General features: G+C 27.1%; 26 protein-coding genes. 5 read left to right on the top strand and 21 right to left on the bottom strand.

Annotated features, from left to right (window positions below; all coding sequences use genetic code 11):
• The first annotated feature begins 11 nt into the window (after positions 1-11).
• Positions 12-695 (top strand): response regulator transcription factor, encoded by a 684-nt coding sequence (locus tag ACH5BK_RS07270; protein WP_404305927.1) that lies wholly within the window; start codon positions 12-14, stop codon positions 693-695.
• A gap of 3 nt (positions 696-698) precedes the next feature.
• On the opposite strand, the gene ACH5BK_RS07265 is transcribed toward ACH5BK_RS07270, so the two are convergent.
• From ACH5BK_RS07265 to ACH5BK_RS07225, 9 genes are all read right to left on the bottom strand, one after another.
• Complete coding sequence (locus tag ACH5BK_RS07265) at positions 699-1,199, bottom strand: hypothetical protein (protein ID WP_404305925.1); 501 nt, start codon at positions 1,197-1,199, stop codon at positions 699-701.
• Between the two features lies 1 nt (position 1,200).
• The gene (locus ACH5BK_RS07260; RefSeq protein WP_404305923.1) at positions 1,201-2,772 is read right to left on the bottom strand and encodes a PepSY-associated TM helix domain-containing protein; all 1,572 of its coding nucleotides are present in this window, start codon (positions 2,770-2,772) and stop codon (positions 1,201-1,203) included.
• Between the two features lie 9 nt (positions 2,773-2,781).
• Entirely contained in the window at positions 2,782-3,087 is a 306-nt protein-coding gene (locus ACH5BK_RS07255; RefSeq protein ID WP_404305921.1) for a hypothetical protein, read from the bottom strand.
• Positions 3,088-3,187: 100 nt separating this feature from the next.
• Positions 3,188-4,366, bottom strand: coding sequence for a hypothetical protein (locus ACH5BK_RS07250; protein ID WP_404305919.1), 1,179 nt, complete (start codon positions 4,364-4,366; stop codon positions 3,188-3,190).
• Positions 4,363-4,977, bottom strand: coding sequence for an energy transducer TonB (locus ACH5BK_RS07245; RefSeq protein WP_404305917.1), 615 nt, complete (start codon positions 4,975-4,977; stop codon positions 4,363-4,365). The genes ACH5BK_RS07250 and ACH5BK_RS07245 overlap by 4 nt, the downstream gene beginning before the upstream one ends.
• 1 nt (position 4,978) lies before the next feature.
• Positions 4,979-5,386, bottom strand: coding sequence for an ExbD/TolR family protein (locus tag ACH5BK_RS07240; RefSeq protein WP_404305915.1), 408 nt, complete (start codon positions 5,384-5,386; stop codon positions 4,979-4,981).
• Positions 5,383-5,904: a MotA/TolQ/ExbB proton channel family protein gene (locus tag ACH5BK_RS07235; RefSeq protein WP_404305913.1), complete on the bottom strand. Its 522-nt coding sequence runs from the start codon at positions 5,902-5,904 to the stop codon at positions 5,383-5,385. Before ACH5BK_RS07235 ends, ACH5BK_RS07240 begins: the two co-directional genes overlap by 4 nt.
• A gap of 1 nt (position 5,905) precedes the next feature.
• On the bottom strand, positions 5,906-7,219 hold the full coding sequence (locus tag ACH5BK_RS07230; protein ID WP_404305911.1) for a MotA/TolQ/ExbB proton channel family protein: 1,314 nt from the start codon (positions 7,217-7,219) through the stop codon (positions 5,906-5,908).
• A complete protein-coding gene (locus tag ACH5BK_RS07225) occupies positions 7,216-7,965 on the bottom strand; it encodes a DUF3450 domain-containing protein (RefSeq protein WP_404305909.1) in 750 nt (249 codons plus the stop codon). Before ACH5BK_RS07225 ends, ACH5BK_RS07230 begins: the two co-directional genes overlap by 4 nt.
• A gap of 361 nt (positions 7,966-8,326) precedes the next feature.
• Here ACH5BK_RS07225 and serS point away from each other — a divergent pair, with 361 nt between their 5' ends.
• The 4 genes from serS (at position 8,327) to ACH5BK_RS07205 (ending at position 11,757) form a co-directional block, all read left to right on the top strand.
• Positions 8,327-9,565, top strand: coding sequence for a serine--tRNA ligase (serS, locus tag ACH5BK_RS07220; RefSeq protein ID WP_404305907.1), 1,239 nt, complete (start codon positions 8,327-8,329; stop codon positions 9,563-9,565).
• Between the two features lie 172 nt (positions 9,566-9,737).
• Positions 9,738-10,925, top strand: coding sequence for a hypothetical protein (locus ACH5BK_RS07215; RefSeq protein ID WP_404305905.1), 1,188 nt, complete (start codon positions 9,738-9,740; stop codon positions 10,923-10,925).
• Between the two features lie 338 nt (positions 10,926-11,263).
• Positions 11,264-11,464 (top strand): addiction module protein, encoded by a 201-nt coding sequence (locus tag ACH5BK_RS07210; protein WP_404305903.1) that lies wholly within the window; start codon positions 11,264-11,266, stop codon positions 11,462-11,464.
• The gene (locus ACH5BK_RS07205; protein ID WP_404305901.1) at positions 11,464-11,757 is read left to right on the top strand and encodes a type II toxin-antitoxin system RelE/ParE family toxin; all 294 of its coding nucleotides are present in this window, start codon (positions 11,464-11,466) and stop codon (positions 11,755-11,757) included. Before ACH5BK_RS07210 ends, ACH5BK_RS07205 begins: the two co-directional genes overlap by 1 nt.
• Positions 11,758-11,819: 62 nt before the next feature.
• Here the strand turns inward: ACH5BK_RS07205 and ACH5BK_RS07200 are convergent, their stop codons facing one another.
• From ACH5BK_RS07200 to napG, 12 genes are all read right to left on the bottom strand, one after another.
• Positions 11,820-13,811 (bottom strand): EAL domain-containing protein, encoded by a 1,992-nt coding sequence (locus ACH5BK_RS07200; RefSeq protein WP_404305899.1) that lies wholly within the window; start codon positions 13,809-13,811, stop codon positions 11,820-11,822.
• 409 nt (positions 13,812-14,220) lie between these two features.
• Entirely contained in the window at positions 14,221-17,358 is a 3,138-nt protein-coding gene (gene ccsA, locus ACH5BK_RS07195; protein WP_404305897.1) for a cytochrome c biogenesis protein CcsA, read from the bottom strand.
• A 91-nt stretch (positions 17,359-17,449) separates the two neighbouring features.
• Positions 17,450-18,940 carry an ammonia-forming cytochrome c nitrite reductase gene (gene nrfA, locus ACH5BK_RS07190; RefSeq protein ID WP_404305895.1) on the bottom strand — a complete coding sequence of 497 codons (1,491 nt, stop codon included), beginning with the start codon at positions 18,938-18,940 and terminating at the stop codon, positions 17,450-17,452.
• A gap of 9 nt (positions 18,941-18,949) precedes the next feature.
• Positions 18,950-19,489, bottom strand: coding sequence for a cytochrome c nitrite reductase small subunit (nrfH, locus tag ACH5BK_RS07185; protein ID WP_404305893.1), 540 nt, complete (start codon positions 19,487-19,489; stop codon positions 18,950-18,952).
• A 329-nt stretch (positions 19,490-19,818) separates the two neighbouring features.
• Positions 19,819-20,193, bottom strand: a complete 375-nt coding sequence (locus tag ACH5BK_RS07180; RefSeq protein WP_404305891.1) for a hypothetical protein — start codon at positions 20,191-20,193, stop codon at positions 19,819-19,821.
• A 37-nt stretch (positions 20,194-20,230) separates the two neighbouring features.
• The gene (locus tag ACH5BK_RS07175) at positions 20,231-20,683 is read right to left on the bottom strand and encodes a PAS domain-containing protein (RefSeq protein WP_404305889.1); all 453 of its coding nucleotides are present in this window, start codon (positions 20,681-20,683) and stop codon (positions 20,231-20,233) included.
• A 1-nt stretch (position 20,684) separates the two neighbouring features.
• Positions 20,685-21,071, bottom strand: a complete 387-nt coding sequence (locus tag ACH5BK_RS07170) for a chaperone NapD (RefSeq protein WP_404305887.1) — start codon at positions 21,069-21,071, stop codon at positions 20,685-20,687.
• A 3-nt stretch (positions 21,072-21,074) separates the two neighbouring features.
• Positions 21,075-22,034, bottom strand: coding sequence for a WD40 repeat domain-containing protein (locus tag ACH5BK_RS07165; RefSeq protein WP_404305886.1), 960 nt, complete (start codon positions 22,032-22,034; stop codon positions 21,075-21,077).
• A gap of 11 nt (positions 22,035-22,045) precedes the next feature.
• A complete protein-coding gene (locus ACH5BK_RS07160; protein ID WP_404305884.1) occupies positions 22,046-22,525 on the bottom strand; it encodes a ferredoxin-type protein NapF in 480 nt (159 codons plus the stop codon).
• A 1-nt stretch (position 22,526) separates the two neighbouring features.
• The gene (locus tag ACH5BK_RS07155; RefSeq protein ID WP_404305882.1) at positions 22,527-23,132 is read right to left on the bottom strand and encodes a nitrate reductase cytochrome c-type subunit; all 606 of its coding nucleotides are present in this window, start codon (positions 23,130-23,132) and stop codon (positions 22,527-22,529) included.
• Positions 23,119-23,949 carry a quinol dehydrogenase ferredoxin subunit NapH gene (napH, locus tag ACH5BK_RS07150; protein WP_404305880.1) on the bottom strand — a complete coding sequence of 277 codons (831 nt, stop codon included), beginning with the start codon at positions 23,947-23,949 and terminating at the stop codon, positions 23,119-23,121. Before napH ends, ACH5BK_RS07155 begins: the two co-directional genes overlap by 14 nt.
• Positions 23,949-24,752 carry a ferredoxin-type protein NapG gene (gene napG, locus ACH5BK_RS07145; RefSeq protein WP_404305878.1) on the bottom strand — a complete coding sequence of 268 codons (804 nt, stop codon included), beginning with the start codon at positions 24,750-24,752 and terminating at the stop codon, positions 23,949-23,951. Before napG ends, napH begins: the two co-directional genes overlap by 1 nt.
• Positions 24,753-24,808: the final 56 nt, after the last annotated feature.

Here is a 24,808-nt window from a genome sequence, read left to right as displayed (position 1 = left end):
ATAATTTCAATATGTTAGAGAAAAAATATAGAAATATTAAAATACTTTGTATCGAAGATGAAGATTTGATTAGAGAAAATCAAGTTTTCTATCTAAGAAGATTATTCACAAATGTCTATGAAGCAAGAAGTGCAAAAGAGGCATTACAACTAATTGAGGATGAAAAACCAGATATAGTTATAAGTGATATAGAACTTGAAGATACAAATGGTTTAGAACTAATAAGAACCATCAGAGAAAAAGATAAAAAAACTAAATTTATTGTTTTAAGTGCTTACTCTACAAAAGAGTATTTATTAGATGCAATTGATTTAGGTTTGGTAAAATATCTTATAAAGCCTGTTGATCATGATACTTTTTTCCCTATTTTACTTAAATGTGCAAAAGAAGTATATGAAGAAAAAGGAAAATTAATACCTATTACTTCTTCTTGTGAATTTGATTTTTTAAATTCTGTTTTACTTTATGAAAATAAACAAGTTAAACTTACAAAGTATGAAGCAGACTTCTTAAATTTACTATATGAAAATAAAAATAGTGTAGTTAGATATGAGCAAATACAAGATGTAGTATGGAAGGATAATATTATGACAGATAGTTCTTTACGTACATTAGTGAAAAGCTTAAGAAAAAAGCTTCCCTCAAGTGATATAGTAAAGAACTTATCAAAAGTAGGTTATAAATTTAATATCTAAAAACTATTTACTATTTCTTAATTGTGACATTAATTTATTTGTATTTAATATACTTATTATTATAGTCATAAATAAAAGTAAAAAAGCCAAAGTTATAGTAATAATTAAAGCTGTGCTATATTCATCATCCTCATCTCTTGATTTTGATAGTTTTTTTTCTTTTTTGTTTGTTGTTATATTTTTGCTAAAACCTTCTTTGGGTGCAATTCCTTCTTTTACCTCTTGAAAGTGTGGTCCTCCATCAAGTACTATCTGATAAGGTTCTTTGGGTATTTTTATTGTAAGTTTACTTGTTTGTGGTAATCTTTTTTTATATAAAACCTCACCTGTATTTAAAGCTTCAAGTCTTACTTGTGCTTCTGGTGTCAATTCTCCTGTATCAAAAAGACCTTCAACTGTGATAGTATTGTCTTGATTATTAGTTACATTAAGTATTAATTCATGTGCATAAATTAATGCAGGAAGTGCTAAAAGTATAAAATATATAATTTTTTTCTTGTTCATATTAAACCTTTGTTGTTTTTTTGTTCCAAAATAGTTTTGCTTCATCTCTACTTTTAGGTAGTTTTAGTGATGATAAAATAAGTAAACATCCCACTAAAAGTAGTGCTATATCTACATTTAAAATAATATGCATACCTTGATTATATAAATCAAAAGGTGTATATCCTGAGTTTAAAAAATGATTAAATGGAGCTAAAATAAATAACACCCCACCTAAGAAAAGCAATTCTTTTGCTGCTTGGTAAGAGTTTATTCTATAAAATGCCCAAAATAGTGCACCTAACCACATATTAAAAAATAAGCCTTGTTGCCAAATAATTCTATCTTCTAAATTTATTGGTAAAAGCCACTGCAAATTAAAGATAAAGGCAGTTGAAGGAATAACTCCAATCATAATAGCTAAAGCAAGTTTTCCTACACCATGATAAAAAGGGATTTTCCCTTCAAATTTTTTAGCTTTTTTTTCACACCATAACATCACTCCAAAACCAAGGGCAAGTGCCGAAAAGAGCATAATAAAAGCTATAATTATTCTAATAGTAAAATCAACTCCAAAAAGTAAATGTAAAAAGTAAGTAGCATCTGCTACTAAAACACTCCAGTGTCTATCCATAACTTTTACATTTGATACAACACTTCCATCTATTGCATTTAAAGTTAATGTTGGTTTATTAAATACTCCATTTAAAAATGGATAATGAGAGTTGTAACCTTCAAGTTTTATCCTTGCACTTGAATCTTTCCAGTTTATAAGTCTTAACTCTTGTAAAGTTACATTTGGATTGATTTCTTGGGCTATTTTTATTAGTTCACTAATAGGAAGCATAGGAACATTATCATTTTTTTTCTCAATAGGTTTTTCTTGTGGTACTAAAACAGGTGTAGTTATTCTTTCAATATTTGCTGTTTCTCCTTTTGAGGCTATATATGTCATAGCTCCTGAACCACTGTATCCTACACACATTAAAGCACCTGTTAAAGTTATGATTATAAAAGGGGGAAATACCCAAGTAAATATTTTTCTGTGATATTGTGAAAACTTACTTTGTTGATTTTTTCCATTGCTTTTATATTTAAAGACATTTACAAGGATTAAACCTCCAATGATTAAAAACATAACTGCCACAGCCATAAAGCCAAAAACAGTATAACCAATAACACTAAGAGGTCTTCCATAGTGCATACCATTTAAAAACTTAGCAAGTTGAGATTTATCTCCTTCATGGTCAAGTTTTTCTTGAGTTTTTGGATTAAAAACTGTTTCATCAGTAAATTTATGAGAAATTATTAAAGCAGGATCATTCATATTTCCTGGAAGCTCGATGATAATATTGTTTTTAGGAAAATCTGGGTTTGATATTATGGGGTCTATCATGGCTGAATAGTTTATTTCAGTTATATTAGCCGCTTCAAAGTGTCTTGAAGGTTTTTCCCAAACTTGAATATATGGAAGCATTATTGCGAATATCCCAAAAAATACTGATAAATATAAAAGCAAAGATACACATATACCTACTGCTGAATGAACTCTAAAGAGTCTTTGTTTAAAAAGTTTTGATTTTTCTTTTGACATTATAATTCTTTAAAATAAGATAAGTAAAAAAATTGAAAATATTAGCGAAGGCACTACAAAACGTAGAAGGGCACTAAGTTTTGTAGGTGCTAATACAATCCATAAAGCAAAACATGCCCAAACAAAAGTATTAAACATTAAAGGAATGATTATAGATTCTCCAGGACTTCCTGGAATAATAAAAACTAAAAGAGTCATTCCTAAATAAGCACTTATCAAACCTCCAAAAATAGAACATAAAACTCTAAATAATCCGATTTTTTTTCCAGTATTTTCGGGTGTTGAAAGTTGTTTATATACATTTTGAAAAAACATTTGTTTCCTTTTATGATTTTGATAATTATAATTGATAGTGTGTGAATTTTGACTTAGTAAAATTTAGACATGACAAGAAAGATTTTAAGAAGTAAAAGATTTAGATTTTATAACCTAAATCTTTTGCTAAAACTCTTGCTCTTCTTTTTTCATATTTATTTTTTGAGGCTTTTTTTAGATATTTTGTAAGTTTATTTTTATCATTTAATTCATAATAACTTAAAGCTAAAAGAGTATATCTTTTTCCATCACTTCTCGTATTAGCTTTAAATTTATGTTTTTGTAAGACTCTAATTGCATTCTTGAAATTATTTTGATTATAGTAAATATTTCCAAGTATTAGTTGATATTTATCATTTTTAGCAAAACTAGAATTTTCTAATAAATTGATGGCTTTGTCATAATTTTTTGCATTTAAATATAAAGAAACTAAAATATTAAAGTTTTTTTGATTGTTTTTAACAATACTTTTATTTAAAGCTTTTTGCATATAAATTGCTGCTTTGTTATAAATCCCATAATCACTTAAAATACTCACTAAATAAAGTAGGTTTTTTTCTTTGCTTACAATATTTTTTTTATAAGTAAGTTCAAGTGTTGCTAAAGATTTTCTTTTTTGTTTTGTCTTTTCATAAAGTGAAATTAATTGCATCCAATATGTTTCATTTTCACTATATTTTTTCACCATACTTCTTAAAGTATTGATAGCTAGTTTATAGTTTTTACTTTCAACATAAGCAGAATATAGCATTCTATACCAAGACTCTTTTTTCTTTAAGTCTTTTTTACTTTGAAGAACTTTTTTAATATAAGAAGTACTTTTCTTATATTGTTTATTATAGTAGTATGCTAAAGCCATATTTTCATATATTTCTATATCTTTTACGACTTTTGAGTTAAGCAGTTCTTTTGAGTATTTAAGACTTTTAGAATAGTTTTCTAAACTAAAATATATTTTAGATAATGAATATTTTATTTTTAAAATATCATTTTGTTCTAATGCCTTATATGCGATTATTTTCTCATAAGCTTTAGCCACATTTTTATAGTTGTTTCTTTTTAAATGAATATTTGCTAAAGATTGTAGAGCATAAGATTTTGTTAAATTATTTACATCTTTTTTTAATAAATTTTCAATAGAAATTTTTGCTTGGTTAAGTTTATTTTTTTCTATTAGTTTATTTGCGTTTTGTAAACTTCTAAAATCACTTGCTTTTATTGTTTCTTTTGCATTTAAAACAGCTATTGAAATTAAAAATATTAAGATTAACTTTTTCATCTTTCCAACCTAAAATTAAATGTAATTGTAGCATTTCTATCAAATTCGTTTCTTTTGAATTTCCATTTTTTTATTGCGTAAATAGAGTTTTTTTCAAATACACCTTTGGGCTTTGAATCGAGTACTTTTACATCAAGTACATCACCTGATTTATTTATTGTAAATCCAAGTTTTACATAACCACTTTGTTTTCTTATTTTTGCACGTCTAGGAAATCTAGGGTTTACTTTTGTAATAGCAGTTAAACTATTTGCATCAACTAAACCTGCACCCATTTGTATTTGAGCTCCACTTAGAGATGAAATAGCAGAAATATCAACTTTTTTTGTTTGTACTTTAAAAGGTTTAACTTTTATATTTTTGTTGATTTGTGTATTTACTTTTGTTTTTATCTCTATTTTTTTTGGTGGTTTTTTCTTAGGTGGTTCTTTTGGTTTTACTCTTTTTTTTCTTTCAATTTTAGTGTCATTTTTTTCTCTTAAATATACTAAATGTCTAGTTTCAGATTTTTTTTGTAGTTGTGCGTTTTGACTAGCTGTCATTAAGTGCATACCAAAAAATATACCCACACTTATAACTATTGATAAAAAAAGAGCTATAAATAGTCTCATTTTAATTCTCTTTTAGTGTTGATATTGAGATATTAAAAATACCTGCTAGTCTAATTTGATCCATAACTTGAACTAAAGTACCTGTTTTTGCTTGAGTATCTGATTGTATTACTACTGAATTTTGAGTATTTGAAGCTTTAAGCCTTTCTATATTTGCTCTAACTGATCTAATATCAACCATTCTTTTATCAATCCAAATTTCATTATTATTTCTAATTGCTATTAAGATATTTGCAGCTCCTTTTTGTTGTGCAGAGGCTGCACTTGGTCTATTTACTTCTATTCCTGCTTCTTTTACAAAAGATGTTGTAACAATAAAAAATATAAGCATAATAAAAACAACATCAAGCATAGGCGTTAAATTTATTTCTGTTTCTTCTTTATGATGTTTTTGTGAAAATCTTCTCATTTTATAACCTTTGAAAGTTCTAATTCTAATTTTTGAGTATGGTACTTTATAGAAAGTTCTAATTTTTTTTCAAAAAGTATTCCACTTAAAGCTACAACCATTCCGGCCATAGTTGGAATTGTTGCCATTGAAACACCATTTGCCATAGATTTAACATTACTTGTACCCATAATTGCCATAACATCAAATACTTCAATCATTCCTGTTACAGTCCCTAACAGACCAACTAAAGGACATATAATAATTAAAGTTTTTATAAACTGTAATCCTGTTTTTAGTTTTAAGTTAGCTTCTTCAACCATATATCTTTTTATTTCATCTTTAAATTTATTATCTGATGAAACACTTTTTATTTCTTCTAAAATTTTTCTTTTGTATTTTTTATATTCAAAAGTTATAAAGATATATCTTTCAACTAATAAAGTCCATAAAAAAAGTGCAATGGCAAATACGATGTATAAAACAAAGCCTCCTTTATTAAAGAAGGCTAATAAATCGTCTAGATATACTTCAATCATCTTATTTCAACGTTTTTGCTAATAATCCAATACTTTGTTCTTCTAAAATAGATACAAGTTCATCTGCTTTTGAAGAGATATAAGTGTATGCAAATAGAAGTGGTATTGCTGTGATTAAACCTAAAACTGTAGTAATAAGAGCAGTTGAGATACCTCCTGCCATTAGTTTTGGGTCACCTGTACCAAATAAAGTAATTGCTTGGAAAGTTGCTATCATTCCTGTAACAGTTCCTAGTAATCCTAAAAGAGGCGTTACTGCTGCAAGTAGTTTTACAAAACTTTGACCTTTTTTGATTTTATTTGTTTCTTTTATAATTGCTTCACCAATTTTAATCTCTAAATCATTTATTGAGTCATTTATGTTTTTATAGAAGATATCAGCAATTTTTCCTAAAGAATTATTCTCTTTTGGTTTATCAAGATTTTTTACTTGTGACTTGATTTTTACAGAGGCAATATTCAAAATAAGAATTTTATATAATGCAAATAATAACCCTAGTCCACCAAGAGTAAGAATTATATATCCCACAACTCCACCTTGATTTACTCTATCTAAAATCGTAGGGTTATTCTCTATCATTTCAAAAAGTGTTCCTCTTGTTGGGTCGATAGTTATATTTGAAATTGTGTTTGACTTTTCAAAAGCTTTTGCTTGTTCTAATAGGCTACTTCTTGGTTGAACTGCTAGTTCAACTAATGATTTCATATCATTTGAGTATGTTAAGTATTTACCATCTGATACAGCAGCAAATAGACCAACTCTTGTTACATCTTGTTGTACTTTTTCACCACTATTTAAAATAATATCTGCTTTGTATTGAGAAATATTTCCTGAATGAATAATTTCATCTAACATCACATGCCAAAACTTTGTAAGTTCTTCTAAGTTAGGAAGTTTTTTTGAATTTGCAAATTTTGAAAATACTTTTTCTTTACTTAAATCTTGTGATGCAGTAAGTGAGTTTTGATAGTTTGTTAAAAAGTCTGCTGAAGTTTGTCTTACACTACCAAACATTTCTCCTAGATTTGCAGCTTTTGCATTAAGTTCTGTCTCTTTTTCTTCTAATAATAGTTCATTTTCATCAATTTTTGTTTTAAACTTAGTAGTTTTTGCTTCTTCAGCTGCTAAAGCTTTTCTACTTTTTTGAACTAAATATGCTTGTTGATTTTTATTTTTGATAAACTCTTGAAGTCTTTGTTTTTCTTCCACTAATTCTTGTTTTGAGTCACTTTTTACACTTTGTAGTAAACCTTCAAGATTTAGTGAAAAACTTAGAGTAGAAATAAGTGTTAAACTTAGGATATGTTTTATCATTTTGATTCCTTCGCAGCTAAAAATGGTAAATTTAATAAATCAACATTTTGTTGTTTTTTCGCAATTTTGATAGCTTTTCTAATATTTGATTTTGATACTGAATCTTCTATCTTATCCCAAGATTTTGTTTGTTTATTGAAGTATCCATACTCTTTTAAATCTAAACTTTGGTAGTAAAGTGCAACTCTTCCTAATCTTAAAAAGTTGTATGTTTTTCCATCAATTTTGTCTTGATATGATTCTATTGTTTTTGCATAGTCATATTCAATTTTAAAAGCTTCAAGAATTATTCTATATTTTTCATGAGTTTGAATATCTGCTTTATTTAGAGTTTCTTCAAGCTTCGCAACTCTATTTAATCGCTCACTCATTAAAAATGGAGTATCTTCATTAATTAATTTTTTTAGTGAACTAATCATATTAATCATTAAAGGAAAGATGTTTTTTTGAGTTTGTTCTATATCAATAAGCTGTTGGTCTAAACTCTTAATCTCTTCTTCTTGTGATAGTATAATTTTCGATAACTGCTCATTGTAAATTTTTGTACTTTTAATTGAGCTATTATTAAATTTATACTCATTAAAAAGGTTTTCTCTTTGTTCCTCATTCTTATCAATGCTGTTTTGATAAGATTTTAACTGATTATTAGTTTGTTCAATAACTGCAATTGATTTGTCAATTTGATTGGCAAACAATGCTAAATTTAAACTAGCTAAAACAATTAATGTTTTACCGATTTTTGTCATTTTTTTCCTTTTGTGTTTTACTCAATAGTAATTTACATGATTATGCCATTAAAAAATGACAATAAAATCACATTAACAATTATAAGAATCATAATCAAAATTATATAAAAAAGTTCTTATTAACTGTTAGTTCAAGACAAGTACTTTTTTATTTTTTAATTTTATGTCTTATTTTTTGTAGATTACTACTATTTATATAGACGAAATAAAACATAAAACTGGACAGTTTTTTTAAAGAAATTTTAAAATTATTTGTTTTGTATTTTTTATACTTCCTAAAATAGTCGTAAATAAAAGTAAAAAAGCCTTCATATAGAAAAAATTAGATATAATTGCGAAAAATTTACAATGAAAGATTAAAATGATTGATGTAAGAGAACTACAAAAAGATTTTGATACTATGGCAAAAGCACTAACTAGAAAGGGTGTTGATAGTGAAGTTTTAGATAACTTAAAATCCCTTGCACTTGAAGCTAAGCTTAAAAGGCAAGATATGGAAAATGTTACAGCCGAACAAAATAAGCTTTCAAAAGAGTTTGGAAGGTATAAAAAAGAAGGTCTTGATATTGCACCACTTCAAGAAAATATCAATGAACTAAAATCGAAGAAGCAAACTTTAGAAGATGATGTTAGAGTACTTGAAGAAAAACTTACTTCAATTGCCTTAGGTGTACCAAATCTTCCAGATGAAAATGTTCCAGATGGTGCAGATGAAGATGAAAATGTTGTATTAGAAACTATTGGTGAAAAACCAACTTTCTCTTTTGAACCAAAAGAACACTGGGATTTAGATAATGGTTGGTTAGACTTTGAAAGAGGTGTAAAACTTGCTAAGTCAAGATTTTCAGCAATTAAAGGTGAGGGTGCAAGATTAGAGAGAGCTTTAATCAATTATATGCTTGATTTTAATAGACAAAGAGGTTTTGAAGAGTGGTATGTACCTTTTATGGCAAACTCTAATACACTTCAAGGAACAGGGCAATTACCTAAATTTGAAGATGATTTATTTAAAATTGAAGGTGAAGATTTATACTTAATTCCAACTGCGGAAGTAAGTCTAACAAACCTTTACAATGATGAAATTGTGCCAGCAGAAGAGTTACCACTTATGCTTACATCTTATACTCCTTGTTTTAGAAAAGAAGCAGGAAGTGCAGGTAGAGATACAAGAGGATTAATCAGACAACACCAATTTGATAAAGTAGAAATGGTTGCTATTACTAAAGCAGAAGAATCAGAAGAAGTATTTGAAAAAATGGTAGCTTGTGCAAGTGATCTTTTAACTTCACTTGGGCTTGCTCACCAAAAAGTACAATTATGTACAGGTGATTTAGGATTCTCTGCTGCAACAACAATTGACCTAGAAGTTTGGTTACCAGGTCAAAACAAATATAGAGAAATCTCTTCAATTTCTAATACAAGAGAATTCCAAGCAAGAAGAGCAAAAATCAGATATAAAGATGGTAAGAAAAATGTATTAGCTCATACATTAAATGGTTCATCATTAGCAGTAGGAAGAACACTATTAGCTATTATGGAAAACTATCAAAGAGAAGATGGAACTGTAGAGATTCCTGAGGTTCTTAAGAAATATATGTAAGACTCGTAAAAAAAAAGTCAATAGTTTGGCTTTTTTAGAGTCGAAATCGAAACGGCGGAACAAAGTGGATCTGTTTAGGCTGAGGGCTTTTTACTTCTTTTGTTGGCAGATTCTTTAAAGATATCTACTTATATACTGCCTAATATTAGTCATATTCTAAACAAGGATCTTAATGTCTCAATTTATCCATGCTAACTCCTTTAGATCATTCTTTATTGAAATGAAGTTTAATGATATTTTATTAGCTACGGGAACAGCATTTTTTTGTCAGTATAATGAACATTTTTTATTATTTACAAATAAACATAATGTTACAGGTAAAAATTCACTTAATGGTGAACTATTATCAAATAAAGGTGCAATTCCAAATAGTATTACACTGACTCTTCCAAATATGCTAAATGAAGATGAAATGAAATCAGAAGGTAGAGTTAATGTTAAAATACCTTTATATACTGATGATAGTATGAGTAAACATTTATGGATTGAACACCCAAATGAAAAAGTTGATGTAGTAGGTATTGTATGTGATCCCAGCGAGCATATAAATATTGAGAAGATAGTTTTTCAAATTACAAATGAAGAAAGAGATATTAGTATAGGTCAAAAAATTAATGTAATTGGATATCCATTTGGTCTTTCTGCAGATAGATTTCCTCTTTGGTTAACTGGGTATTTATCTTCAGAACCAAATATAGATTTTGATAATTTACCTTTAATGCTTATTGACTGTAGAACAAGAAAAGGTCAATCTGGTTCACCTGTTATACAATCGATAAAAAAAGGTGAGCTAATAGAAAATAAAGGTAGAACATATAAAGTATTAAAAGAAAGTACCTATTTTTTAGGAATATACAGTGGACGAATTAATAATGATTCAGATATTGGTAGGGTTTGGAAAAGAATTGTATTAAAAGAAATAATAGAAATAAATATGGCTGATGATTATGAGCTTTCTTCAAAAGAATATAAAAAAGATAGTGAATATCTTAAATCAATTGAAACTCTTAAGCTATCAATTGAAATTAATGAAAAGTTTAATTTGAAATCTAAAATAGCAATGCAATATCATGATTTGGCTCTTTTATATCAAAGTGAATTATTGTTATTTGTGAATAATATACAGAAGTGTTTTGATTCTTATGATAAAGCATTAGCACTAGAAAAAGAACTAAATAATTTAGAAAAAGTTGCTAAAATTTATGCTAATTATGGAAGTGCTGCACATGGAGCTGGAATTTATAAAGCGGCTGCTGATTTATATAAAAAAGCATTAGAAACTTTTACAAGAATTGATAATTTTCAGGATATTGAAATAGTGAATAATTTGATTAAGAAAAATAATGAGAAAATGGGTTGACTTTATTTGTATCCTATAAATTAGAAAAAACAATCAATTACTAAAAATATTTTAAATACCACTTAAAACAAACTTATAAATAGCATCTTTTTTCTTTCTTTACCAACTTTAGTATATCTCAAAGTTGATTAATATTTCTATGATTTGAAAGCTTTTGAGTTAAGAATATATCTGAAATTTTAGCAGATAATGTTGACATTGTATGCCTAAAAATGTTTAAACATACCTTATATACTAAAGAAAAATACTATTAATTCTAGATAAAATATAAAATTGAGATAACAGTACTATTACTATTTTTTAGATATAATTTTAGTATAAAACAAAAGGGTTACATTATGAGTATAAATGAACTATTAGAGAAAGCATTAGAACTTAAAGTAAATGAAAGATCAAAACTTGTAGATGAACTTTTAAAAAGTCTTGATAAACCTGATGAAGAAATAGATGAAATTTGGGCAGAAGAAGCTGATAAACGCCTTGAATCTTATAGAAAAGGTGAGCTAAAGGCTGTGCCAATGGAAAATATTTTTAAATAATGAATATTTTATTTTTAGAAGTTGCCCAACAAGAATTCTATGATTCTCAAGATTACTATGAAGAACAACAAACAAATTTAGGAGAAAAGTTTAAAAAAGAGATTTACAATACCTTGAATCGAATACAAAAATTTCCAAATATGTATGTTGAAATTAGAAAAGACATTAGGAAATGTGTTGTAAATAAGTTTCCTTATAACTTACTCTATTCAGTTGAAGAAAATCACATTTTAATTATTGCTATTGCACACCATCATAGAAAACCTGATTATTGGGTTGAAAGAGTAAACTAAAAGATAATAATAAAGCTTTGTGTTCGAATTTATATTACTTCTATATAGCTCTTTTCCCTTAATTATATTAATTTCTCTGGTTTCCCAAAATAGTAGCCTTGCGAATAAGTAATACCCATTTCATTTAATATATTATAGATATTTTCATTTTCTACAAACTCTGCAATAGTTTCAATGTTTTGTTTTTTAGCAAAAGTTACTATAGTTTCAACTACATTTCTACTATATGAATCTGTTTCAATATTTTTAATTAAAGAACCATCAATTTTTAAAATATCAGGGTTATAATCAAGTAGTCTTTCAAAATTAGAATAGCCACTTCCAAAGTCATCAATAGCAATTTTTACATTTCCTAGTTTTTTAACTTTTGCTATAAACTTTTTGACACTTTTAAAATCTTTTATATTTTCATTTTCAAGTAATTCAAAAATAACTCGACCTTTATATTCAGGTCTTGAAGTTAATTCTATTAATTTATTTTTAATTTCTTCATTTTCCATATCTAATACTGATAAGTTTATACTTACACTATTTGTTATATGATCAAGTACTTTAAAAGAGCTTTCAATTACTCTATTTGTGATTTTAGTATAGTATGTTCCTTTTTTAGATACATCAAGAAAAAAATAAGGAGATATTGTTTTTCCTTCTTCATCTATTAATCTTACTAAAGATTCATACTTTACTATTTTTTTTGTTTTATTTTCTATAATAGGTTGGAAATAAGAAACAATATTACAATTGTCTAAAGCTGTTTTTACCATGTGAATTGTTTCTATATTTTTTTGAGCAATTTCATGTGCTTCTTGAACCAAATTATTAGCAAAAATTAAACTTTTATTATCTTCTAATGCTTTTTCGATTCCATATTTAGCATTTTCATAAACATTTTTTTCACCATAACAATAACTTACAGCAATTGATACATCATATTCAATATTATCAAATTTTATAGTTGAATTTTTTGTATTTTTTATTAAAGTTAAAAGTTCTACTTCTAAATCTATATTATCTTTTTCTATATTGTCAAGACTATTGCTAATAGCAAATAAGCCATCTCCTAATTTAAAGATTTTTTCATAAAGTTTAGTATTTTTAGGAAATAAACCTATAATTAAATTCTCAAATATTTCTTCAATTTTTTCTACAGTTGTTGCATCATAAAATTTATCTAAAATATCAAAGTTTTCTATTTGTATTAAGGCTAAAAATGATTGTTTATAAGATTCTAAAGATGCAATTAATTGTCTTTTTTCACTCATTATTTCAGTTACATCATTTCTAAGTGCCATGTATTCTATAATTTCACCATTTTGATCAAGTAAAGGTTTTATTGTTGATTTTACAAAATAGCTTTTTCCATCCTTTGCAAGGTTCTTAATAATTCCACTCCAAGGTTCTTTTTTTATTTTGATTGTTGTCCATAATTCTTTAAAAAGTTCTTTTGGATTATCTGGGTGTCTTACTACATTATGATTTTTTCCAATTAGCTCTTCTTGTGAATATCCTGATATTTCACAAAAATTATCATTTACAAAAGTAATTACTCCAGAAGCATCGGTTTTAGAAATTATTGAGCTTTTATTTGTTATTTCTTGATATTGTTTTAATATCATTAAGTTTCTTTGATTCTGTTTTCTTAATACAGTTTTTTCAATTGCTTTTTTTATTACATCAAAAAGTTGCATAGCATCTAAAGGCTTTACAATAAAATTATCTACACTAAGTTTAATAGCATTTAGCATAAATTTACTTTCTGAATGTGCAGAAACAATAATCGTTGCTAGTTCGGGTTTAAGCTCTTTTGTAATTTTAAGAAGCTCTAAACCATTTATTTTAGGCATATTTATGTCAGTGATTAATAAATCAATATCATCATTCGCTTTAAAAATCTCTAAAGCTTCTTCTCCATCTTTTGCTACAAGCACTTCATTAAAAATTATATTTAGTAAATCTTCAATTGTATCTCTAGTTAAATGTTCATCTTCTGCATATAAAACTTTTATATTTTTAGCATTTTCTATTAAATCATTAAGCTCAGAATTTTTAAACATTTTTTCTCTTTTTTTTATTATTTAAATATTATATTATGATTTTAATAAAAAGCTGTTAAATATGTATTAATTATTTTTGTTGAAAAGTCAAGTTTTATCAAAAGATGTTTGATTATTTAAAAAGATAAAACTTGGGAGATTAAATTTAAACTGATTAGTTTCGATGTGTGTTTTTATATAAAAAAGAAGCTTCATCTTCGAAAAAAATTGTTACAGCTACGTAATTTTTAACTAAGGAGAGATAAATAAGATAAAACTTCTTGTTTTATGAAGGTATTATATCAGAAAAAAAATAAAAATGCTACTTTAATGCTACGTTTATAGCAAAAATTTTGTAATTTCTATTTATAAGTTCAAATTATTTTTATAAATTACTTTAAATATTATTTACTAAGATAAAAATAGTAGATTAAAGAATCTTTCTATTTTTATATGCAAGCAAAATTACTATAGTTATAATGATAAGTGTTATAGGAATAAATGTAGGTATTGGTATAGGATCCCCTGCTGCATAAGAGTGTTTCCCCGCAAGGTAATAGTTTACTCCAAAATATGTCATTATAATAGATGAGTAACTTATTGTTGAAAGTACTGCTAAAGTAAAGTCATTAAGTAAGCCTTTTATATATTTTAAGTGAATAATTATTGCATAAATAATTATTGATACTAAAGTCCATGTTTCTTTTGGATCCCAACCCCAGTATCTTCCCCATGACTCATTTGCCCAAATTCCACCCAAAAAGTTTCCTATTACAAGCAGTACTAATCCAATAAGAATTGACATTTCATTTATTCTATTTGCTTCTTTTATACTTAATAAAATATTGAAAAATTTTTCATCTTCTTTTTTAGGATTTGCTAAAATAAATAAACATAAACAAATAAAACCTAATAAAGCACTAAGTCCTAAAAATCCGTAACTAGCTGTGATTACACTCACATGAATAGTTAGCCAATATGATTTTAATACAGGTGTAAGTGTTGTTATTTGCGGTTCCATCCAAGATAAATGAGCTACAAATAGAGTTACACCACTTAATATAGTTGTGGTAGCTAAGGCTAAAGGCGATTGTTTTGAGAAAAAAATTCCTGATAAAATAATAGCCCAAGCAATATAAATCATTGACTCATAACCATTTGACCAAGGTGCATGACCACTTACATACCATCTAAGAGCAAGCCCTAAAGTATGAATAGTAAATGCAAAAACTAATAAAATGAGTACAGTTTTGATAACTTTATCAAGTTTTATATTTGATTTAAAAATATTAATAAAAATCAAAATAAGTAAGAAAAACCCAAGAAGTAAATAAAAGGGTGTTAATCTTTCAAAAATATTATATTTATTAAAAATTAATTCTGCTTTTATTTTAAAGTCATTTGGAATAACATGACTTGCATTTTGTTTTTGATAAGTTTTTAAATTTTCTAAAGCTTTATTTACTTTTTCCCATGATATTTTATTTTGGCTAGCATCATTTAATGAAAAATAATACTCTTCCATTAGTTTTTTAATATGAGCTGAATCTTGAGCAATTAAAAGTTTTACAGCCTCATTTACATTTAGCCATTTATCGTTTTTATCACCAATTTTTGGAAAAATTCTTAAAAAATCCCCTGTAAACAATGTATAAGCTATATTTAGTCTTTCATCGATTTTGATTAAATCTTTATCAAAGTTGTTTCTTAGTGCAGGTTTTTTTGCATTTGCTTCTTCTAGTGCTATTTGAAGTTTATAGTTTCCTTGTTGATTATAAATATCCATAAAACTTATAGTTTTACTTTTTTTACTTATTCCTATAAGTTTTTTTAGTTTAGTATCTTTTATTTTTATAAAACTAACTTCTTGCCACATTTTGGGATAAAGCATCATACTTAAGAAAAATTGATTTGCATCTAAACCATAAAGTTCATTTTTTCTACTAATTTTATTGATTATTTCAATTGCTAAAGAGTTAATAGGTTTTATTCTTCCTTGATAATCTTGTACTAATAAACTTCCAAATAGTTGAGCATGATTTTTATCTATATTTAAAACATGAGGGTTTTTATCTAAAATAGTATCTTTTGCATAGCTAGTATTTGGAGTATAAAAAAATATTAAAGCAAGAAAGACTAAACTAAGAGCTTTTTTTGCATGATAAGTTTTTTTAACCTCTTCAAGTGTATATTTTTTTCTAGCTAATTTTCTAAATCTACTTTTTTTGATAAATAAAGTTAATAATAATCCAGTAAAAAGTAAAAAGTAACCTATATAAGTAGGTAATTTCCCTGGGTCTTTATTTACTGAAAGAATTGTAGCTGATTCATCTTGTTTGTATGAAGATTGAAAAAATCTATAGCCTTTATAGTCTAAAACATTGTTCATAAAAATAGTATACTCTAAAGTATCATCATTATTTTTATCATAAATTTTTATATCACTTTCATAAGTTGATGGCGAGTTTGAACCTGGATATCTTGTTAATCTAAAGTCATTTAATAAAATAGAAAAAGGTAGTTCTATCATTTTTGAACCCCATGATAATGATATTGTTTCATCATCAAATTTTACTTTTTTTACAAAACCTTTTGTAGCACCACCTTTACCAAATAGTGATACTTCTTGTGTTTTTCCTTTATATTTTAAATCTAAAACTACAGCATTTAACTGTTTATCTTTTGGCATATCATTATTTAAACTTACTGTTTTTAATGCACCTTTTGAAGTAGCTTCATTTACCATAAATTGTGTTTGACCAATTCTATATATTTGCTCTAAAATCAAAGGAGTATTTATATTAGCTTTTAAAGTTTTTACTTTTTTAAAGTCTTTTGTATAAACATTTGTTTGTATATTTGATTTAATAAAAATTTCATTTCCTTTAGTTTCAAATATAACTGTAGGTTTTGAAGTTTTTATTTCTTTATTTAAAGCAAATACTAAAAAATTGGTTTCTATAGTATCTTTGTCTTTTAAGTCAATACTTTTGGTACCCATTTGTTGCGATACTATTATATTAATAAGTGCTTGTCCATCTTTTGTAGGAACAATTTTTTCAGCAGCATTTTTTACATATCTATTAAGTTTTATTGATAATTCTTCACCATTTATTAATGTAGTAAAATCAACAGAAGTTTGAGATAAAGGTGTCATTAAAACTTTCTCATCATAAATTATTTCATCATCATTTTTTATTTGAATATATTCATCACTAGAATACATCTTATTTTCTAGGCTTCCTTCTGGGATGGTCATATAAGCTTCATATCCCATATATCTTGTTAACGTTGCACCTAAAAGAATAAAAACAAATGAAATATGTATAAATAAAATAAAGAATTTTTCTTTTTTATACATTTTAAACCAAACTATATTAAATACTATTCCAATTACTAAAATAAGCATTATTAACTCAAACCATGTTTGCCCATAGACAAAAGACTTTGCACCTAAAGGCCCAAAATCATTTTCAACAAAAGTTGCTAAGGCAGATGAAACTGCCATAAAAAATAGTAAAACTATCATTGCTTGCATACTAAAAAAAGATTTGAGTATTTTTTTCATAACTAATCCGTATATAATTGTTTGTAGATTTTAAATTTTAATGTAAGAAGATATAAGAAGCAAAAAAGAGGCAAAAGCCTCTTTTTTATTTTTAGTTGTATGAAGTTTTATCTTCAATACCTTTAGTTGATTCAGGGTTATATAAACCTTTTTTCTCAGCTTCTTTTTTCCATTCTTGCATTAAGCCTTTTTGGAATTTTTTCTTATCTTCAACAAGTTTATCAAATGGTAAACCAATGATTTCTTGTGCTTTTGCTTTATCTGTAATAGCAGGTGCAACATAATCACTTGCTCCATATTTAGCTAATATTTTAGCTAATTTTACTCTAGCATTTCCAGCTTTTTCTAAAGCAGTACCTAATACTTTTAAAGTCTCTTCTGGTGCATGGAAGAAAGCAGGGTGTGATGCTACAGCATAATCCCATCTCCATTGAGCATGTCTGATATCTTTAAGTACAGGTGCCATTTCTTCTTTTGTTGCTCCAACTTCCCAAGCTTTTCCAGCTTCTAAGTGAGCTTTTGCTATTGCTTTCATAGCTTTTTTATGTAAATCGTCTTTTCTTTCTCTTTTTTCATTAATATTTGCTAAAAGAGATTTTTCACTTGTTCTGTGACAATTCATACAAGTTTTATCCATGTGTTCAAGTGGATTTCCAATTTTATGATCTGTATATTTAATACCACCTTCTTGTGTGTAAGGCATGTGACAATCAGCACAAGATACATTGTTTTTACCGTGAGCACCAGTTTTCCACATTTCCCAACCTGGGTGTTGTGCTTTTAACATTGGTGTTTTAGATATTTTATGAGTCCAATCTTTAAACTCTAAATTATCATAATATTTTTCCATATCTTCTACAGAAGTTCCCTCACCCCAAGGTAAAGTAACAACAGCAGCTTTTTTACCATCAGCAAGAGGTGTTTTTTTGAAGTAATATTCAACATGACATTGAGCACAAACCATTGATCTCATATCTTGTTGAGTTGCATCTTCTAAAGTTTTTTCTCCAGCTGCTTTAAGCCCTTCATTTAAATAGTTTCTATTTACTTGTAACTCCATTGTTTTTGGGTTGTGACAGTCAACACAACCAATAGGATTTATAATATCAGAACCATATTTAGCCCATTTACCAGTAAAGTACTCCATATCTCCTTCTTTATCCATGATTCTAGGTACATCAGGAGATTTACAAGTCCAACATGCAGTTGGCATAGGTCCTGTTTTCTCATCAACAGGAGCACCTGTTCTTAATGTATTTCTATTATCCTCGATAGCATAAAAGTGACCTCTTGGAGCATTGTAATCTTTTGCAAAACCATATCCAGCCCATAAAACAACAAGTTCAGGATATTTTTTTAACATATCTTCTATTTCATCAGAATGTTTTGTTTCTTTCCAAGAATCAAATTGTCTTGGATAATGTTTTCTGAACTCTTCATTTTTAGTTTCCCATCGATCAATCTTTGGTACTTCTTTTAATTGTGCTTGTTCTACTTTCTTTTCATTAATTGAAGCTATTAACGCAGACATTAGACCAATTGCTATTATACTTATAACAAGTAGTATTTTGTATTTTTTCATAATGAACCTCTATTTCATTTGTTGTTTAATTCCAAGATTATATGGAGTTGAAATTAAACTTCTAACTTTTCCATGTGGCACATACTTGTGACACTCCCAACATTTCCTACCATTTTCAAGACTTCCTTCTTCTGCATTGTGATATTTGTCAGCATTCATTTTAAGTGTTGCATTTTCACTTGCATGACATCTAACACAATTTGCTTGCACACGGCTTGCACCATCTTCACCTATTTGAATATTATTCTTATAAGTGTTAAGAGTAAATGCAACTGAGTGATTCCATCCATCTATTGCTTTAGCTTTATACTTAGCTACAACATCCCCTACAGGTAGATGACAATCAATACATGCTGCTACATTTTTATGTGAACTTTTTTCCCATGTTGCATACGCTGAATTCATTGTATGACAATTAATACAGGCTTTTGGGTCACTAGATAAATATGACAACATATTAGATGCATAAACTGTGTAAACAAAAAGAGAAGTAGCAATAAGAAGACTTAAAATTGAGCCATAAACTACAACTTTCTGATTCTTTTTCATCGATAATCCTTTAAGTTACTCTGTAATTATAAAACTTATATTTTTTTAATGTCTTGATTTAAGTCAAGAGATTGAATGACTATTCATTTTTAAATAAGTATTTTTTATTTTACTTTTTTTTGAAGATGATATTTTGAAGTGTCATAAAAGTGTATAAAGCCTTTAAAATAGCATATTAGCTTTCAAAATATATAATTTTTTTTTATATTTAGAAGTAAAAATTTAAGTAAAATTAAATTTAGTAAATTTTTATTTACTTTTAAAAATTGTAATTAAAATGTAATAAAGAAAAAAGTTTATATAGATAATGTTATTTTATAGAAAAATTGTTACTTTATAAAAACCTTAGTATCATATAGCTTTCCATCAATTTTTACTTCAAAATATCCTCTTGTAACATTGAAATGTTTAAATGTAAATTCTTCTGCCATTTTTATTTTATATTTATTATAAATAGGAATGGATTTTATGAAGTGACCTCTTGAATTACCTATTGTAACTTGTGGAGTATTTATATGAGATTTTGATAAAACTATTACTTTTGAGTAGCATAAACCATCATAATTGCTTTTTGTTTTTCTAAGATGTTGTATATTTTCGCCATTGCCATTTTTATCAAAAATTCCAATAGCATAAGCTTTGATATTTGAGTTGGCAAAAACCTGTAAATATAATAGTATTATGCTTAATAGTATTTTTTTCATAAAGTATAATACTATATAATTGTGAATGAAACGTAAATCAATTTATTTTTTCATAAATTATCTTTCTAACACAATCATTTGTTTTTAGTCTTAATTTATCATATTTTATCTGATATTCAAGCTTTTTATCAAAACTAATAGGTGTCCTAAGAGATTTGTATTCTACTAGTTTATTATCTTTGTAAACACCTGAAATTTCTGCATAAACCCAGTAAAAACCTTGATCTTTTCTTAGGTTTTTTACATAGCCACTCCATTTAGCATTTTTTTGTAGACTCTCCCATAACTCTTTAAATACAGCCTTAGGCATATCTGGATGTCTAACTATATTATGGTGCTCTCCAATTAATTCATTTGCTTCATATCCTGAGATTTGGGCAAAGGTATCATTTGCATAAGTAATAATACCTTTCAAATCTGTTCTTGATACAATTAGTTCACCTTTAGGTACAATCGTTTCACATAAGAATTGGCTTGAATTATATTGCATTTTATTCTCCTGTATTATCAAAAGTTTTTGCAAATCCTATTAAATCTTTTCTTTTTAAGTCTCCATTATAAACTATATCTTTAGGGTCTATATCTTGTTCATTTAAAATCTTTGGAACAGCTTCTGCATTATCAAGTACTTCTAAGTGCGAACTTAACTCTTCTTCACTATAAGCCATTTGCATATCGGCACTTGCTACGTGAGGAATATTTTCAATAACTTTTAGTTTTTTTAATTCCTCTTCAACATTTTTACCTTCGATTGTAATAATTACTCTTCCTAATTCATCATGCATGTGATAATCACATACATCACATTTTTTAAGTGATTCTACAACTTCATCTATATGTTCTGGTAGTGTTTGTACTACAATACTTGAAATATTCATATCTTACTCCTTAATTTTATAATAGTTTATTTTTTTGTCATCACTTGATACAAAAATTTCTTTTTCATTTATAAAAAGAATTTTTGAAATAATTGCTAGATTATCAATTAATATAGCTTTTTTTGTTTTATTTTTTGTATCAAAGATTAAAATATTATTCTCTTCATCATAAGCAATTCCTGCTTGTTTTCCACTTGGACTTAATCCTACACTATAAATCAAAAAAGGTGCAGTTATATATTGTGCTTTATTGTTTAAAATATCATAAACTACTGCTCTTCTATCTTGCCCTGCTGTTGCTATAATTTGATTTTTTAAAGCAACTTGGAAAACATTATCTAGGTTTTGATTTTTGAACTCTTTTTGTAGCTTTAAATCATCAGTTGTAAGCATTTTTAATACACCACTTTCATCTGCAACAACTATTTTTTTCTTATCTTCACTTAAAACAAAATCAGAAAATTTTGATAAAGAAACATCAACTTTTTTGATTCTTTTTTTTGTATTTATATCATAAATATATATTTCATTTGAAAGTAGGGCAAAAACTATTCTATTTTTATCTAAAAATTTTGCTTTAGCAATAAACATTCTTTCTTTATCAGAAATTATAGTTTTAAAAGTACCATCTTGGTATATATTTAAATTTCTTCCACCTTTTTCTCCTTGAGAAACACTTAATACTTTATCTTTTAAAATATCAATACTGTATATTTTGGAATTAACTAAATCTCCCATAAAGTCTTTAATTTTAGGGAATAAAATAGTTGTAATTTTTTCTTTTGTTTTTGTATCAAAAATATCTATACAAGAAGCATCTGTTGAGGCATAAAGTTTATTATCTTTGTAAATTAGTTCAGTAACTGCTCCACTTGATTCATATTGAAATTGTGGTTTTAGTTCATTTGCATTTAAAAAAATAAATAAAAAATTTAAAAGGATAAAATATCTACTTATACTCATAAAAACTCCTTTTATACTATCTTGATTGCATCTGCTGGACAATATTTAATACAGTATCCACATGAAGTACAATTACTATTTATTTCAGGTCTAAACATAGCAAGAAAATCAATTGCTTCATCTAAGCATGGATCTTTACATGAAAAACACATTGTTTTATTCCAACTTAAACAAGATAACATATCAATTTCGATTTTAACATCTATGTTTTTTTTATTTTCAAGCTCTAAAACACCATGTTCACAAGCATTTGCACACTCATCACAATAAGTACAACCACTATTTTCAAAACTAATAGCAGGTGTTTTATCTTCTAAGATTAAAATTATATTTTCTTCACAAACTGTACTACATTTTTTATCATTACATTCAATACAGTTTGTTAAAAAAACTTCTTTATTTTTGTAGTAAGGAGGTCTTATAATTTTCTCTTGCTTTTCTTTTTTCGTAAAAGATGAAGCAAGAGAACTAAAAAGTTCTCTTCTTTTCATATTATTTTACACCTTCATTGATTGTATCAATTAAGTTAGATTTTTCATTAAGTCCTTTAGTTCTAAATTCAGCTTGGAATTCATTTTTAGGAACTATATTACCTTCTGATTGAGGAGCATGACACTGAGAACAGTTAAATCTTGCACCTGCTAGTGTATGTAGGTTTTTACTTACTGTTTTTACATCACTAGTATTTTGAATTTTTTTACCTTCTTTTACTATTCTACCATCTTTTGCTAAAGATGTTTCTGGTCTAAAGTCTGTAAAGTGAGACTTTGGAATTGGAGTTGCTCCCATAGATTCAGCAATTGCAGGCTCATGACAAGCTGTACATTGATTATTATTTATAGTAATAGGTAACATTCCTTCTACACTATGAGGAATCATTGGAGGAGCATTTTCAAAGGCTCTTTCAATTTTTTTACTAGTTCCTGCTGGTTTATCAGAATACTTTGTTTTATCACCTGTTGTAGTAGATTCTGTATATAAATCAGTTTTTCTTAAACCTAAAGACTCTTCACTTACTGTTTTTGTTGCTGTTGCACACCCTACAGTAAATATTGCTGCAGCAGCTATGATTGCTATTGTTACTTTACTGAACTTCATTTTCTCTTTCCTTTATTAATTTTCTTATGGAAAAGTTTAGTGAATCATCATCACATACTTCAACACATCTTCCACAGTTTGTACATTCAGCTCCCATTATAGGAGCAGACTCTTTTGTAATAATATGTAAAACATGATTCTCAGGGCAAACCTCTTTACATTTCATACAAGCTGTACAAGTTTCATGATCATGATGAACTTTTATAAAACTAAACCTTCCTATTTGTGAATAAACACCACCTAAAGGACAAATATGTCCACACCATCCATTTTTTAAAACAAATAAGTCAAAAAGAAATATCACTAATATTGTTGCCCAACCAAAACCAAGACCAAAGATAATTCCTCTATGTACCATTGAAATAGGAGAAATCAATTCAAACGCTGCAACACCCATAAAAAATGAAATTATAAAACTAATTGCGATAAGCCAATATCTTATATTTCTTGAAGCAGGTTGCTTTTTTTGGATTTGATTAAATCCAAGTTTTCTTCTTAAATAGTTTGCAGTATCTGTAATAATATTTACAGGACAAACCCAAGAACAAAAAGCTCTACCACCTAAAACCATATAAAAAAGGATGATTAAAAATGCACCTAATAATATGTCAAATGATATTGTTGCACCTGCTACGAACATTTGTGCTACAGCATAAGGATCACTTAAAGGAATAAATTCTAAAAATAGTGAAGAACTTAAATTTCCCATTAAGATATTTACGCCATAGACATTAGCAATAACATACAAAACCATTATCGAAATTTGTGTGATTCTTCTAGCTAGAAGAAATTTATATTTTTTTATTAAAGTTTTCATTAATATAAATCCTCCATTCCACTATTTAAAGAATCAATGGCAGACTTTTTATTTATGCCAGTTGTATTTTTTTTACTTGTGGCATTTTCAAGTCTTTTCTCATCATTTTTATCCCAGCCTTTGATGTAATAATCTCCTGCTTTTCCTAAAGCTGTTTCTCTAGGAAGAACAAAAATAGCTGCTTTTTGGGTTACACAAGCTTTTTCACATAAACCACAACCTGTACATACATCAGCATGAACAACTGGTTTTAAAAAAGCGTGTTTCCCTGTTCTTTCATTTTTTGTATATTCAATACTTATTGCTTCACCAAGCAAAGGGCACGCTCGATAACAAGCATCACATTGAATACCCCAAAATGCTATACAACTATTATCATCAATAACTGCAACACCCATACTAGCTTTATTAATATCTAGTTCTTTTTTTTCATTTTGTACAGATTTTATATCTAATGCATCTGTGGGACAAACAGGCACACAAGGAATATCAGTACACATATAACAAGGAATATCTCTTGGCTCAAAATATGGAGTTCCAAGGGGCTTGTTATCACCTGGTTTTGCTAGTTTTAAAGTATCAAAAGGGCAGGCTTCAACACACATACCGCATTTTATACAAGTAGTAAGAAAATCATCTTCTTTTAAAGCACCAGGTGGTCTTAGTATAAGCTTTGAAGCTTTTACTTCATCAACATAGGCACTCCAAGTAAGACCTCCTAATACTGCAAGACCTGTTGCTCTTGCAATATTTAGGAAAAATCTTCTTCTATCACTAATTGGTTCTTTTCTACTAGCTTTCATTTTTGACTCTTTATATTTGAAGGATTAATATTGCTCAAAACAATACACCCTCCTTA

It is taken from the genome of Arcobacter sp. YIC-80, from assembly GCF_044841725.1.
Taxonomy (GTDB): Bacteria; Campylobacterota; Campylobacteria; order Campylobacterales; family Arcobacteraceae; genus Arcobacter_B.
Note: the sequence above shows the minus strand (reverse complement) of the source record. Positions and strands in the feature narration are given on the sequence as shown.